Source organism: Comamonas resistens (genome assembly GCF_030064165.1).
GTDB lineage: Bacteria > Pseudomonadota > Gammaproteobacteria > Burkholderiales > Burkholderiaceae_C > Comamonas > Comamonas resistens.
This window is the reverse complement of the sequence record NZ_CP125947.1, coordinates 830,844-843,209: the sequence shown is the minus strand read 5'-3', so window position 1 is coordinate 843,209 and position 12,366 is coordinate 830,844. Positions and strand designations below refer to the sequence as shown.

The 12,366-nt window shown below is 61.9% G+C and carries 14 protein-coding genes; 1 reads left to right on the top strand and 13 read right to left on the bottom strand.

All coding sequences use genetic code 11. The features are described 5' to 3' along the window. Positions 1-114 precede the first annotated feature (114 nt). Positions 115-1,680, top strand: a complete 1,566-nt coding sequence (locus QMY55_RS03785; RefSeq protein ID WP_283487376.1) for a serine hydrolase — start codon at positions 115-117, stop codon at positions 1,678-1,680. 62 nt (positions 1,681-1,742) lie between these two features. Here the strand turns inward: QMY55_RS03785 and QMY55_RS03780 are convergent, their stop codons facing one another. The 13 genes from QMY55_RS03780 to QMY55_RS03720 all read right to left on the bottom strand — a co-directional run bounded on the left by QMY55_RS03780 (position 1,743) and on the right by QMY55_RS03720 (position 12,271). After that, positions 1,743-2,612, bottom strand: a complete 870-nt coding sequence (locus QMY55_RS03780) for a hypothetical protein (protein ID WP_283487375.1) — start codon at positions 2,610-2,612, stop codon at positions 1,743-1,745. Between the two features lie 154 nt (positions 2,613-2,766). Further along, complete coding sequence (gene hisD / locus QMY55_RS03775) at positions 2,767-4,083, bottom strand: histidinol dehydrogenase (RefSeq protein WP_283487374.1); 1,317 nt, start codon at positions 4,081-4,083, stop codon at positions 2,767-2,769. Between the two features lie 27 nt (positions 4,084-4,110). After that, on the bottom strand, positions 4,111-4,773 hold the full coding sequence (gene hisG, locus QMY55_RS03770) for an ATP phosphoribosyltransferase (protein ID WP_283487373.1): 663 nt from the start codon (positions 4,771-4,773) through the stop codon (positions 4,111-4,113). Then, a complete protein-coding gene (gene murA / locus QMY55_RS03765) occupies positions 4,770-6,041 on the bottom strand; it encodes a UDP-N-acetylglucosamine 1-carboxyvinyltransferase (RefSeq protein WP_283487372.1) in 1,272 nt (423 codons plus the stop codon). The genes hisG and murA overlap by 4 nt, the downstream gene beginning before the upstream one ends. A 96-nt stretch (positions 6,042-6,137) precedes the next feature. After that, positions 6,138-6,380, bottom strand: a complete 243-nt coding sequence (locus QMY55_RS03760; RefSeq protein ID WP_003062090.1) for a BolA family protein — start codon at positions 6,378-6,380, stop codon at positions 6,138-6,140. A gap of 160 nt (positions 6,381-6,540) precedes the next feature. Next, positions 6,541-7,296, bottom strand: coding sequence for an ABC transporter permease (locus QMY55_RS03755; protein WP_283487370.1), 756 nt, complete (start codon positions 7,294-7,296; stop codon positions 6,541-6,543). Further along, the gene (locus QMY55_RS03750; protein ID WP_283487369.1) at positions 7,293-8,219 is read right to left on the bottom strand and encodes an ABC transporter ATP-binding protein; all 927 of its coding nucleotides are present in this window, start codon (positions 8,217-8,219) and stop codon (positions 7,293-7,295) included. Before QMY55_RS03750 ends, QMY55_RS03755 begins: the two co-directional genes overlap by 4 nt. Before the next feature lie 69 nt (positions 8,220-8,288). Next, positions 8,289-8,612 carry an STAS domain-containing protein gene (locus tag QMY55_RS03745; protein ID WP_283487368.1) on the bottom strand — a complete coding sequence of 108 codons (324 nt, stop codon included), beginning with the start codon at positions 8,610-8,612 and terminating at the stop codon, positions 8,289-8,291. A 21-nt stretch (positions 8,613-8,633) separates the two neighbouring features. Beyond that, positions 8,634-9,263, bottom strand: a complete 630-nt coding sequence (locus QMY55_RS03740; protein WP_283487367.1) for an MlaC/ttg2D family ABC transporter substrate-binding protein — start codon at positions 9,261-9,263, stop codon at positions 8,634-8,636. An 80-nt stretch (positions 9,264-9,343) separates the two neighbouring features. Then, on the bottom strand, positions 9,344-10,141 hold the full coding sequence (locus QMY55_RS03735) for an MlaA family lipoprotein (protein ID WP_283487366.1): 798 nt from the start codon (positions 10,139-10,141) through the stop codon (positions 9,344-9,346). Further along, positions 10,138-10,638, bottom strand: a complete 501-nt coding sequence (gene mlaD, locus QMY55_RS03730; RefSeq protein ID WP_283487365.1) for an outer membrane lipid asymmetry maintenance protein MlaD — start codon at positions 10,636-10,638, stop codon at positions 10,138-10,140. Before mlaD ends, QMY55_RS03735 begins: the two co-directional genes overlap by 4 nt. A gap of 29 nt (positions 10,639-10,667) precedes the next feature. Next, entirely contained in the window at positions 10,668-11,450 is a 783-nt protein-coding gene (gene mlaE, locus QMY55_RS03725) for a lipid asymmetry maintenance ABC transporter permease subunit MlaE (RefSeq protein WP_283487364.1), read from the bottom strand. Continuing rightward, positions 11,447-12,271 carry an ABC transporter ATP-binding protein gene (locus QMY55_RS03720; protein WP_283487363.1) on the bottom strand — a complete coding sequence of 275 codons (825 nt, stop codon included), beginning with the start codon at positions 12,269-12,271 and terminating at the stop codon, positions 11,447-11,449. The genes mlaE and QMY55_RS03720 overlap by 4 nt, the downstream gene beginning before the upstream one ends. Between the last annotated feature and the right edge of the window lie 95 nt (positions 12,272-12,366).

Sequence of the window (12,366 nt, the reverse complement as noted above, 5' to 3'; positions counted from 1 at the left end):
TTAGTGTCACACGAAATTCGTGTCATTAGTGCAAATTGCCAATTCACTTGCCCCAGCCCATACTTCGCAAGAATCTGTGACTCACAAACCTATAAACAAAAGAGGGAGCAAACCATGAGCGGACAAGCCCAGACCTGGCCAACGCGGCGCCAGATGCTGAACCGAAGCCTCCGAATCGGAGCCGGCCTGGGGATAGGCTCCAGTGCAGGCTTGGCACTGCCCGGCTGCGCCGGAGACGACGATAGCCACAAAGGTCTGAGCGCCGCAGACGCAGCCCGGAAACTGCCGGAGCTTGCCGAGCAGTTACGAAAGATCACCGGCATTCCCGGCCTGGCCTGGGCCGTGGTGCATGGCAACCAGACCATTGCCGCCCAGGGCCTGGGCGTATGCCAGGCCGGACGCAGCGATGCCGTGAATGCCGACACCACCTTCCAGCTGGCGTCGGTTTCGAAATCGCTGGGGGCCACGGTGGTGGCGCGCCAGGTTGGCGAAGGCCGGGTCTCGTGGGACAGCCGCATGCAGGAGCTGCTGCCATGGTTCGCTCTGCGCAACCCCGGCAGCACCGCATTACTGACCGTGGGCGACCTTTATGCCCATCGCAGCGGCCTGCCCGACCATGCCGGCGACAAGCTTGAGGAACTGGGCTACGGACAGCGCGAGGTTCTGGAGCGGCTGCGCCTGCTGCCCGTCAAACAACTAGGGCTCGAATACGCCTACACCAATGCCGGGCTGACAGCGGCCGCCATTGCCGTGGCCAAAGCGGCCGGAACCGATTGGGCCAGCCTGTCGCAGCAAACGCTGTATGCGCCGCTGGGCATGACTCGAACCACCTCGGTTCACGCAGAATTCATGCGGCAGGCCAATCGGGCGGTCGGCCATGTGCGCGCCGACGATGGCAGCTGGCAGCCCAGCACGCCACGCAATGCCGACCCACAGTCTCCGGCAGGCGGCGCCAGCTCCAGCGTCAACGACATGGCACGCTGGCTGGCCCTGCTGCTGGCTCAGGGCCGCTGGCAGGGACAGCAATTGGTCGCCGCTTCCGCCCTGCAGCCGGCCTGGCAGCCTCAGGCACTTGGCGGGCACTATGGTTTCGGCTTCAATGTGGGCGCCACCGATGCGGGACTGAAATTCGTCAGCCACTCCGGCGCTTTCATGCTGGGAGCCGCCACCTGTTTCATGCTCATGCCATCGCTGGATGCGGCCGTCGTCGTACTCACCAACGGCATTCCCATCGGCATCCCCGAAACCCTGTGCCGCCAGTTCGTGGACCTGATGGAGAACGGTCGCCTCACACAGGAATGGTGGACCTTGTACAGCGAGAAAATCGCCCCCTTGATGGCGCCTACCGGCTCCCTGCTGCACCAGAAGCCCCCCTCCTCGCCGGTGCCGCCCGGGCCGCTGCAGCGCTATGTCGGGGTCTATGACAATGCGTATTACGGCCCTTTGCAGATCAGCATCGCCAACGACAAGCTGCAACTGAGCATCGGCCCTCAGCCTCAGAGCTACATACTTCAGCATTGGAGCGGCACGCAGTTCAGCTTTGTTCCAGGCAATGAGAGCGCCGCTCCCCACAGCATCTCGCTGGCCGTCTTCGAGGCCGGCGATGCAGGTCCGGCTCAAAACATCTGGCTGGAGTTCTATGACGATGAAGGCCAGGGCCTATTCACCCGGCGCCCCTAAGCCAGCGACACGACAAAAAAAGGCCCGCTCTGCGGGCCTTTTTTGGCATACCGCTCGTCAGATCAACGGCGGTATTGCGGAGGCGGTGCATAGCGGCCGCCATCGGCTGGAAAAGCTTGTGGCTGGCCGCGCTGCGCCGCGGGCACAGGGTTCACGGGCAGATCCGGGTCACGCTCGTCCAGACGCACCTCAAACAAGGCCGAGCCGATCACACCCACATTGCGTGCGTCGCCGGCCGGTGTGTTGTTGGCATAGGCGCGGTCCTTGTTCGAGAAGCGAAAAGCGGCAACCTCCCGGTCATTCTTGCGAAAGCCGTCAATCACCAGCCGCTCGCCAGGACGCAGCAGATAGCCTTCATTGCGCACGCTGCCGGGCTGCCCCGTCAGCACATCCAGGCCATCGACCGTGGCCACCACCTCGTAAAACCGATTGCTGCGATTGGTGTAGATCAGCTCATAGCGCTCACCAGCACGGCCTGCCACGTAATAGTCTTGCCCACCACGGGAGCTGAAGATACGCAAAGGCGGCTGGCCCTGGCCGCTGCCAATCTGCATTTCCACATCGCCGTCGGCCAGCAGGGCATTGAGCTGACGCTCCGCATATTGCCCCAGGGCGCGGCGGATGCTGGCCTCGTCGGAGTAGCGCATCTGCCCCACAAAGCGAGGCTGGTCCGGCGTCAACCGTGAAGCGCGCACCACCTTGGTGACCGATTCACGTCCCTCGCCCCATTGCGTGCCCAGCGTGGCTTCGGCCTTGGCCGCCCTTGGCGCAGGCGCTGCGGCCCTGGCCGATGTGCCATAGCTGGCACCGGAAGCGGAGGCACTGTCTTGGGTTACGGTCGCCGCAGGTGGCTGCATGCTGCATGCCGAAAGACCGGCAACGAACAACAGCCCCAGCAAGAACTGCCACCGTGAACCAATGCTTTTACGCATGAAATCGCTCCTCTTGATGATGTGATGCAGGGCAGTGTCTTCGCAAACCGGCAAAAGCACGAGTGCAAAAAACATCTTGAGAGCATTTCGTACAGTCCCGGCGAGCACAAAAAAGCCGCGCAGAACATGCGCGGCCTGGCAGGGGGCAAGAGGCTTACTTCAAGCGCATCTCGGCCGCGCGGGCATGGCCTTGCAGACCTTCGCCATAGGCCAGCACGGCAGCGGTCTTGCCCAGGGTCTGGGCACCGGCTTCGCTGACCTCGATGATGGAGCTGCGCTTCTGGAAGTCATACACACCCAGAGGCGAGGAAAAGCGCGCCGTACCGCTGGTAGGCAGCACATGGTTGGGGCCTGCGCAGTAGTCGCCCAGGCTTTCGCTGGTGTAGGCCCCCAGGAAGATGGCGCCAGCGTGCTTGAGCAGAGGCTCCCACTTGTGCGGGTCGCGGCTGGAGACTTCAAGGTGCTCGGGCGCGATACGGTTGGAGATGGCACAGGCCTCTTCCATGTCGCGGGTCAGAATCAGCGCACCGCGGTCTGTCAGGCTCTTGGCGATGATGGCCTTGCGGGGCATCTCGGGCAACAGACGGTCGATCTCGCGCTGCACCGCATCGATGTAAGCCGCATCGGGGCACAGCAGGATGGATTGGGCCAGCTCATCATGCTCGGCCTGGCTGAACAGATCCATGGCCACCCACTCGGGCGGGGTCGTGCCATCGGCCAGGACCAGAATTTCCGAAGGGCCGGCAATCATGTCTATGCCCACCATGCCAAACACACGCTTCTTAGCGCTGGCCACATAGGCATTGCCGGGGCCGGTGATCTTGTCCACCTTGGGCACGGTGGCCGTGCCGTAGGCCAGAGCCGCCACGGCCTGAGCACCGCCGATGGTGAAGGCACGCGTCACGCCGGCCACATAGGCCGCAGCCAGCACCAATGCATTCTTTTCACCCTTTGGCGTGGGCACGACCATGATGATTTCAGGCACACCAGCCACATGGGCGGGAATTGCGTTCATCAACACGCTTGATGGGTAAGCGGCCTTGCCACCAGGCACGTAAATACCAACGCGATCCAGCGGAGTGACCTTCTGGCCCAGCAAGGTCCCGTCTTCATCACGATAGCTCCAGCTTTCGCCATTCGCCTTCTTCTGCGCCTCGTGATACACGCGGACACGGCGGGCGGCGAATTCCAGAGCCTCACGCTGCTGCGCAGGCAGGCTGTCGAAAGCGGCCTTGAGCTCATCCTTGCTCAGCTCCAACGCCGCCAGATTGTCGGCGCTCAGGCCGTCAAAGCGGGCCGTGTACTCCAGCACGGCAGCATCACCACGGGCTTGCACATCGGCCAGGATGTCGGCCACGCGCTGCTCGATGGCCGCATCCGTGTCAGCCGACCAATGCAGACGCTGGGCAAAATCATGCTCGAATGCGGCATCTGCGGTTGATAGACGGGCGGGAGCAGCTACGAATTCCATAGTAATTACCTGCAAAGAGAAGCAAAGTTAGCCGTTATTCTTGGCAGCCACGGCTGCCGTGAATGCATCGATGATGTGGCGCAGCGGAGCCTGTTTGAGCTTGAGCGAAGCCTGGTTGACCACCAGACGCGAGCTGATGTCCATGATGGGCTCGACCTCGACCAGATCATTGGCCTTGAGCGTATTGCCGGTGGACACCAGGTCGACGATGGCATCGGCCATGCCGGTCAGCGGAGCCAGTTCCATGGAGCCGTAGAGCTTGACCATGTCCACGTGCACGCCCTTCTTGGCAAAGAAGTTGCGCGCGATCTCGGGGTATTTGGTGGCAATGCGCAGACGCGCACCCTGCTTGACGGCGCGCTCGTAGTCGAAACCGTTGCGCACAGCCACGCTGACGCGGCACTTGGCAATCTGCAGGTCCAGCGGCAGATACAGGCCCTGGCCGCCATGCTCGATCAGCGAATCCAGACCCGATACGCCCAGGTCCGCGCCGCCGTACTGCACATACACGGGCACGTCCGAGGCGCGCACCAGCACCACACGCACATCGGGCTGGTTGGTGTCGAAAATCAGCTTGCGCGACTTTTCCACATCCTCCGTCACCTCGATACCGGCAGCAGCCAGCAAAGGCACGGTCTCTTCGAAGATACGGCCCTTGGACAGGGCAATGGTCACGGGAGTTGCGGTCATTGCGAAATTCTCTCGATGTCTGCACCCAGGGCGCGCAGCTTGTCTTCCATGCGGTCGTAACCACGATCCAGATGGTAGATGCGGTCGACGATGGTTTCACCTTCAGCCAACAGGCCGGCAATCACCAGACTGGCCGAGGCACGCAGATCGGTGGCCATCACGGTGGCACCGGACAGGCGCTTGCCGCCTTCGATGGTCGCCACGCGGCCGTCGGTGGTGATATGCGCACCCAGGCGCATCATCTCGTTGACGTGCATGAAGCGGTTTTCGAAGATGGTCTCCGTCACCACGCTGGCGCCTTCGGCCACCAGATTCAGGGCCATGAACTGGGCCTGCATATCGGTGGGGAAGCCCGGATATTCGGTGGTGCGAAAGCTTTGCGCCTTGAGCTTGCCCGAAGACGAAACCTTCAGGCCCGCCTCCACGCATTCCACCTGCACGCCGGCTTCCTTGAGCTTGTCGATCACGGCGCCCAGATGGTCGGCACGTGCATGGTGCAGCAAGGCTTCACCGCCCGTGGCAGCCACGGCGCAGAGGAAGGTGCCGGCCTCGATACGGTCGGCCACCACGTCATGCTCGCAGCCGTGCAGCTTGTCCACGCCTTCAATCACGATGCGGCTGGTGCCGTGACCGCTGATCCTCGCACCCATCTTGATCAGCATCTCTGCCAGATCGGTGATCTCGGGTTCCATGGCAGCGTTCTCCAGCACGGTCTGGCCGTCGGCCAGGGCTGCCGCCATCAGGAAGTTCTCGGTACCCGTCACCGTGACCATGTCGGTGGTGATGCGCGCGCCCTTGAGCCTAGTCCTGCCCTCGGGCAGGCTGGCGTTCATATAGCCGTTTTCCACGGTGATCAGCGCACCCATGGCCTGCAAGCCCTTGATGTGCTGATCCACGGGGCGCGAGCCAATGGCGCAGCCGCCGGGCAGCGAGACCTTGGCGCGGCCGAAGCGGGCCAGCAGCGGCCCCAGGGCCAGCACAGAAGCGCGCATGGTCTTGACCAGTTCGTAAGGCGCTTCGGGCGTCAGGCTGTCCGGAGCGACGAAGCTCATGCCGCCGCGCTCGCCATGGGTCTCGGTCTGCACGCCCATATTGGCCAGCAGCTTGCGCATGGTGGCCACGTCATGCAGACGCGGCACATTGTGCAGATGCACAGGCTCATTGGTGAGCAGTGCGGCGCACATTTCCGGCAAAGCGGCGTTCTTGGCGCCAGAGATGATCACTTCGCCCTTGAGAGGACGACCACCGTGGATCTTGAGTTTGTCCATGGCTTCAGGCCTTGAATCGATGATGGAATTAAAAATGACCGCAAGCGCTTATCCATCAAGCGCTGGCAGCTATCAAATCAGATGATTTCGTGCGCCTCAGGCCTGGGCGGCTGCCCATTCGGCAGGCGTGTAGGTCTTCATGGACAGGGCATGGACCTCGTCGGTGGCCATGCGGTTGCCCAGCGTGGCATAGACCAGCCGCTGACGACCCAGCAGGCGCTGCCCCTCGAACTGGGCCGAGACGATGGTGGCAAACCAATGTCGGCCGTCGCCCTCCAGCGCAATATGCTCGCAGGGCAGGCCGGCGGCGATCAGGTCTTTGAGTTGGTCTGCAGTCATGAAAAAAGCCTTTGGGCGCTGGGCACACGAAACCGGACATTGTCTCGCATGCCGCAGCGCGGGAATCTAAAAATCACACGACTTACGCAAATCAGGCTCGGGCAAGCGCTTTGCCGCAGGGAAGCCATCTTGGTACATCCTTGTTTGCGTAAGTCCTTAATCAGTTACGAATCTTGTAGCCGATGCGCAGCAGATGCACTGCCAGCGCGCTCACGGCCAGCCAGGCCGCGCCCACGATGGCAAAGCTCAGCCACGGAGAGACATCGCTCTGGCCGAAGAAGCCGTAGCGAAAGCCGTCAATCATGTAGAAGAACGGGTTCACATGGCTGACGGTTTGCCAAAAACCGGGCAGCGAATGCACGGAATAGAACACGCCGGACAAAAAGGTCAGCGGCATGATCAGAAAGTTCTGGAAGGCCGCCATCTGGTCGAACTTCTCGGCCCACAGGCCGGCGATCAGGCCCAGCGTGCCCATGAGAGCGCAGCCCAGAAAGCCGAAGACCAGAATCCACAGCGGCGCCGCAAAGTCCGGAATGGCAAAGAACAGCGTGACGATGAACACGCCCGCGCCCACCAGCAGGCCGCGCAGGATGGCCGCGCCCACATAGGCGCTGAACCAGGCCCAGTGCGACAGCGGCGTGAGCAGCACGAAGATCATATTGCCCATGATCTTGCTCTGCACCAGGCTGGACGAGCTGTTGGCAAACGCGTTCTGCAGCATGCTCATCATCACCAGGCCGGGAATCAGAAACGCGGTGTAGGGAATGCGGTCATAGACCATGACCCGGCCTTCGAGCACATGGCCGAAGACCAGCAGATACAGCACGGCCGTGAGCACGGGCGCGGCAATGGTCTGAAAGCTCACCTTCCAGAAGCGCAGCACTTCCTTCTTGAGCAGGGTTTGCCAGCCGTTCATGCGGCACCTCCGGCCTTCTGGCCCTCTTCATTCATGACGCGGATGAACACATCCTCCAGGTCGGCACGGCGGATTTCCACATCCTCGGGCGTCACGCCGCCTTCGCGCAGCGCGGCCAGCAGCTGCTCCACATCGCCAGCGTTGGCTGCGGGAATCTGCACGATGCGACCCGTGACACGCGCGCGATCGGCCACAGGCTTGGGCAGAGCGCTATCGGTCTTGAACTGCAGCACATTGCTGGAGGCAGACTTGAGCAGCTCGCTCATGGTGGAAAGCTTGATGATCTCGCCATGCTTGAGCATGGCCACGCGGCTGCACAGAGCCTCGGCCTCTTCCAGATAATGGGTGGTCAGCAGCACCGTATGGCCCTGCTTGTTGAGCTTGGCAATGAAATGCCACAGCGTCTGGCGCAACTCCACGTCCACGCCGGCCGTGGGCTCGTCGAGCACGATGATGGGCGGCTTGTGCACCAGGGCCTGCGCCACCAGCACGCGGCGCTTCATGCCGCCCGAGAGCTGGCGCATATTGTTGTGCGCCTTGTCCGTCAGGCCCAGGCTGTCCAGCAGCTCGTCGATCCAGTCGTCATTGTTCTTGACGCCGAAATAGCCGGACTGGAACTTCAGCGCTTCGCGCACATTGAAGAAGGGGTCGAACACCAGTTCCTGCGGCACGATGCCCAGCTTGCGGCGTGCATCGGCGTAATTGGCCTGGACATCGCTGCCCTGCACCAGCACGCGACCACCGGTGGCCTTGGAAAGCCCCGCCAGAATGCTGATGAGCGTGGTCTTGCCCGCGCCATTGGGGCCGAGCAGACCGAAGAATTCACCTTCCTCTATATCCAGGCTCACCGATTTGAGCGCCTGGAATTCCCCCTTGGGGGTTCGGTAGGACTTGGAGACGGATTGGAATGAGACTGCGGACATGGAGCCTTTGATTCTAGGACTTCGCCGCCACCTCTGCCGCCGCGGGGAATCCGGGCGGTTTCCAGTGAATCAGCGCTGCTGCGCCGTGCTGGAGTCGGGCAAGGCCTGCGGCATCAGCAGGCCATCCACGCCATAGAGAGCCGCCATGGACTGCAACCCCTGGGGCAGGCCTTCGATCACCAGTCGCTTGCCCGCTTCCAGCGCAGCCCGCCGGCAAGCCAGCAACACGGCCAGCGCGGCAGAGTCAAACACCTTGACCGCACTGGCATCCACCGGCACCAGCGAGGCCGCAAAAGCCACCACCTGCGGGCGCAGATGCAGCAGGCACTCGCGTGCCTGACGGTAGGTCAGCTCCTTGGGCAGCTGCAGAGCTTGGGATGAGGTCGATGCCATGACAGAGCGGGCTGCAGCGACTTACTTGCCCACATTCGCAGGCATGGAGCTGCGCGAGGCCAGAGTCTTGATCAGGCTGTCGATGCCGTTGGCATTGATTTCCTGGGCAAACTGGTTGCGATAGGTTTCCACCAGCCACACGCCCAGCACATTCAGGTTGTAGATCTTCCAGCCGCCAGCCTGCTTTTCCAGACGGAAGTCCAGCTGCACAGGGTCACCGCGACCATTGACCTGGGTGCGCACCAGCACATCGGTGTCGCCCGCGGCCATGCGCAGCGGCTTGACGGTAATGGTCTGGTCACCGACCTGGGACAGAGCGCCAGAGTAGGTGCGGATCAACAGGGCCTTGAATTCATCCTGCAGACGCTGACGCTGATCGGGTGTGGCCTGGCGCCAGGCCGGGCCGACAGCAGCCGACGTCATGCGACGGAAATCCACATAGGGCATGACCTTGTCATTGACCAGCGCATTGATCTTGCCGGTATCGCCATTGCGCAGCGAGGCGTCTTTCTTGATGGTTTCCAGCACGTCGGAGGAGACGCGCTTGACCAGCAGATCAGGCGTTTCTTCAGCCGCCTGCGCAGGCAGACCCAGATTCAAAGCAAGCATGGCACCAGCAGCCATGCCCCACATACGACGAGTAATCTTCATTGCTTTCTCCACGAAGCCTGCAAGTGTCATCGCACCGGCAGGACTTGAGCATCTTGGTTTGTAACGGTCTGCATCCGGCCTTACTGGCCTTCTGGAGGCAGCTTGCCAGCGTTGTCGTCATCGTCATAGTTCTCCAGACGACCATCTCCGCCAGACACCGCGCCGCCAATGCGTGAGCGCAGATAGACATCGCGCACCAGGCTGTACTTGTCGAGCGCGACCGAATCAAGCACATCGCCGGCCTTGAGCAGATCGGCACGGCGGTTCACGACACGCAGCGCGTAAAGGCTGTTACGCCAGCGCACATCATCGAGGGTATTGGCGGGGTAGCCGTAAGCATCGACGACCAAGCCGGCGGTATCACGAATCGTGGACGGACCCCAGAACGGCAGCACCAGATAAGGACCGGTGGGCACGCCCCAGCGGCCCAGGGTCTGGCCAAAGTCCTGCTTGGCACGCTGGATGCCGGCCTCGCTGGCCACGTCGAACAGACCGCCAATACCGAAGACGGTGTTGACGCTGAAGCGCACCATGGAGTTGTAGGCGCCCTCACCCTGGCCTTGCAGCAGGTTGTTCACAAGCGACCACGCGTCACCCAGGTTGTCGAAGAAGTTGGTCACGCCGGCGCGAGCTAGGCGCGGAGTCACGGTCTGGTAGGCCGTGGCCACGGGCTTGAACACGGCCTCATCCAGACCTTCGTTGAAGGAGTAGATGCTGCGGTTCATGGACTCCAGCGGGTCCGCCGGATTGGCAGGACCACCGGTGGTCGTGGCACAGCCCGTGAGCAGAGCCGCTACCGATACGCTAGCTAGCAGCGCTGTGCGTGTAAGGGCTGAGACCTGATTTGACTGTGTTTTTTGCAATTGTTGGCATGTCATTGTTTGGTCGCTCCTGCATTGGAGTCCGCTGCATCACCGCCACCCTGCTCGGCACGGCCATAAAGGAACTGGCCGATCAGATTTTCCAGCACCACGGCAGACTGTGTAGAGGTCAGGCGGTCGCCGCTCTTGAGATTTTCTTCGCTGGCACCTGCCTCGATACCAATGTACTGGTCACCAAGCAGGCCGCTCGTCAGAATTTTCAGCGAACTGTCCTTGGGGAAGGCATAACGGGTCTGCATGCTCAGTTGCACATCGGCCTGGAAGGTCTGATCGTTGAAATTGATACCCTCGACCCGACCCACGACCACGCCTGCACTCTTGACTGCGGCCTTGGGCTTGAGCCCGCCGATGTTGTCAAAACGCGCGGTCACCGTATAGGTTTTTTCAAAGTTCAGGCTCAGCAGATTGGCCGACTGCAGGGCCAGAAACACCAGAGCCAGCACCCCGATCAGCACGAACATGCCAACCCACACATCACTTTTGTTCTGTTGCATGATTTTTTACCTTTTGTCTGCTGCCAGCCTCAGATGCTGAACATGGTGGCCGTCATCAGAAAGTCCAGTCCCAGCACCGTCAACGATGCCACCACCACCGTACGCGTGGTGGCCCTGGAAACCCCTTCGGGCGTGGGCTTGGCCGCATAGCCTTCAAGCAGGGCCACGAATGTCACGGCCAGGCCGAAGACAAAACTTTTCATGACGCCATTTCCCAGGTCCGCCCACCAGTCCACACCGGACTGCATCTGCCCCCAGAAGGCACCGCTGTCCACACCGATCATCACTACCCCCACCAGCCAGCCGCCCATGATGCCGACGGCACTGAAGACGGCGGCCAGCAAAGGCATGGTGATCAGCCCCGCCCAAAAACGCGGAGCCAGGATACGTTTGACGGGGTCTACCGCCATCATTTCCATGGCGGACAGCTGTTCGCCGGCCTTCATCAAACCGATCTCCGCCGTCAGCGCCGTGCCTGCGCGACCCGCAAACAGCAAGGCCGTGACCACGGGCCCCAGTTCGCGCAGCAGGCTCAGGGCGACCATCATGCCCAAGGCCTCGGACGAGCCATAGCGCTGCAGGATGTAGTAGCCCTGCAATCCCAGTACAAAGCCCACAAAAAGGCCCGAGACGCCAATGATGGCCAGCGAATAATTGCCCAGGAAGTGAATCTGGTCGCCGATCAGGCGCGGACGTCTGAGCGCCGGCCCCATCAGGGTCAGCAACTGCCACAGCAGACGGGCACCCATGCCCATATTGATCAGCTGTTTGCGCACGACGGCACCGATGTGCGCAGGATGCAAGGGATTCATGCGCGCCTCCGGCTTTCGGCCGAAACACCAAAGTCGTCCTCGGCACTCACGCCGGGGTAATGGAAGGGCACAGGGCCTGTGGCTCTGGCATGGATGAACTGCTGCACCAGCGGATCGGTGCTGGCGCGCACCTCGTCGGGCGTGCCTTGTGCAGCGACCGTGCCGCCGCCCAGGATCACCACATGGTCAGCCACGCGGAAGGTTTCCTCCAGGTCGTGGGAGACCAGAATCGATGTCAGGCCCATGGCGTCGTTGAGCTCGCGAATCAGCTGAGCAGCCGTGCCCAGGGAAATCGGATCCAGCCCTGCAAAAGGCTCGTCATACATGATGAGTTCGGGGTCCAGCGCAATCGCACGAGCCAGCGCCACACGTCGCGCCATGCCGCCCGAGACTTCGCTGGGCATGAGCTGGCGCGCACCGCGCAGGCCCACGGCATGCAGCTTCATGAGCACGATGTCGCGGATCAACTCTTCGGGCAGGTCGGTATGTTCGCGCAGTGGAAACGCCACGTTGTCGAACACGCTCATATCGGTGAACAGCGCACCGAACTGGAACAGCATGCCCATGCGGCGACGCGCAGCGTAGAGCTGCGACACGTCCATCTGCGTGACGTCCTGACCGTCAAACAGCACCTCACCCTTCTGGGCACGGTTCTGGCCGCCGATCAGGCGCAGCACCGTGGTCTTGCCCCCACCGGAGGCCCCCATCAGGGCCGTGACCTTGCCACGCGGCACCTGCAAGGACAGATCGCGCAGAATGACACGTTCACCATAGCCAAAGGTGACATTGCGCAATTCCACAAAGGGTGCGTTGAGAGACATGCGGAGGTGAATTAGGGCGGTGAGGAGTCGAACGCGTATTTTGCCGAGCCCGCATCAAAATTGCTGGAAGCGGCCGGAATTAAACATACACGAAT

Excerpts from the sequence above, each read along its gene's own strand:
- QMY55_RS03785 (WP_283487376.1), top strand. The coding sequence starts at position 115 with ATGAGCGGACAAGCCCAGACCTGGCCAACGCGGCGCCAGATGCTGAAC.
- QMY55_RS03780 (WP_283487375.1), bottom strand. The coding sequence starts at position 2,612 with ATGCGTAAAAGCATTGGTTCACGGTGGCAGTTCTTGCTGGGGCTGTTG.
- hisD (WP_283487374.1), bottom strand. The coding sequence starts at position 4,083 with ATGGAATTCGTAGCTGCTCCCGCCCGTCTATCAACCGCAGATGCCGCA.
- hisG (WP_283487373.1), bottom strand. The coding sequence starts at position 4,773 with ATGACCGCAACTCCCGTGACCATTGCCCTGTCCAAGGGCCGTATCTTC.
- murA (WP_283487372.1), bottom strand. The coding sequence starts at position 6,041 with ATGGACAAACTCAAGATCCACGGTGGTCGTCCTCTCAAGGGCGAAGTG.
- QMY55_RS03760 (WP_003062090.1), bottom strand. The coding sequence starts at position 6,380 with ATGACTGCAGACCAACTCAAAGACCTGATCGCCGCCGGCCTGCCCTGC.
- QMY55_RS03755 (WP_283487370.1), bottom strand. The coding sequence starts at position 7,296 with ATGAACGGCTGGCAAACCCTGCTCAAGAAGGAAGTGCTGCGCTTCTGG.
- QMY55_RS03750 (WP_283487369.1), bottom strand. The coding sequence starts at position 8,219 with ATGTCCGCAGTCTCATTCCAATCCGTCTCCAAGTCCTACCGAACCCCC.
- QMY55_RS03745 (WP_283487368.1), bottom strand. The coding sequence starts at position 8,612 with ATGGCATCGACCTCATCCCAAGCTCTGCAGCTGCCCAAGGAGCTGACC.
- QMY55_RS03740 (WP_283487367.1), bottom strand. The coding sequence starts at position 9,263 with ATGAAGATTACTCGTCGTATGTGGGGCATGGCTGCTGGTGCCATGCTT.
- QMY55_RS03735 (WP_283487366.1), bottom strand. The coding sequence starts at position 10,141 with ATGACATGCCAACAATTGCAAAAAACACAGTCAAATCAGGTCTCAGCC.
- mlaD (WP_283487365.1), bottom strand. The coding sequence starts at position 10,638 with ATGCAACAGAACAAAAGTGATGTGTGGGTTGGCATGTTCGTGCTGATC.
- mlaE (WP_283487364.1), bottom strand. The coding sequence starts at position 11,450 with ATGAATCCCTTGCATCCTGCGCACATCGGTGCCGTCGTGCGCAAACAG.
- QMY55_RS03720 (WP_283487363.1), bottom strand. The coding sequence starts at position 12,271 with ATGTCTCTCAACGCACCCTTTGTGGAATTGCGCAATGTCACCTTTGGC.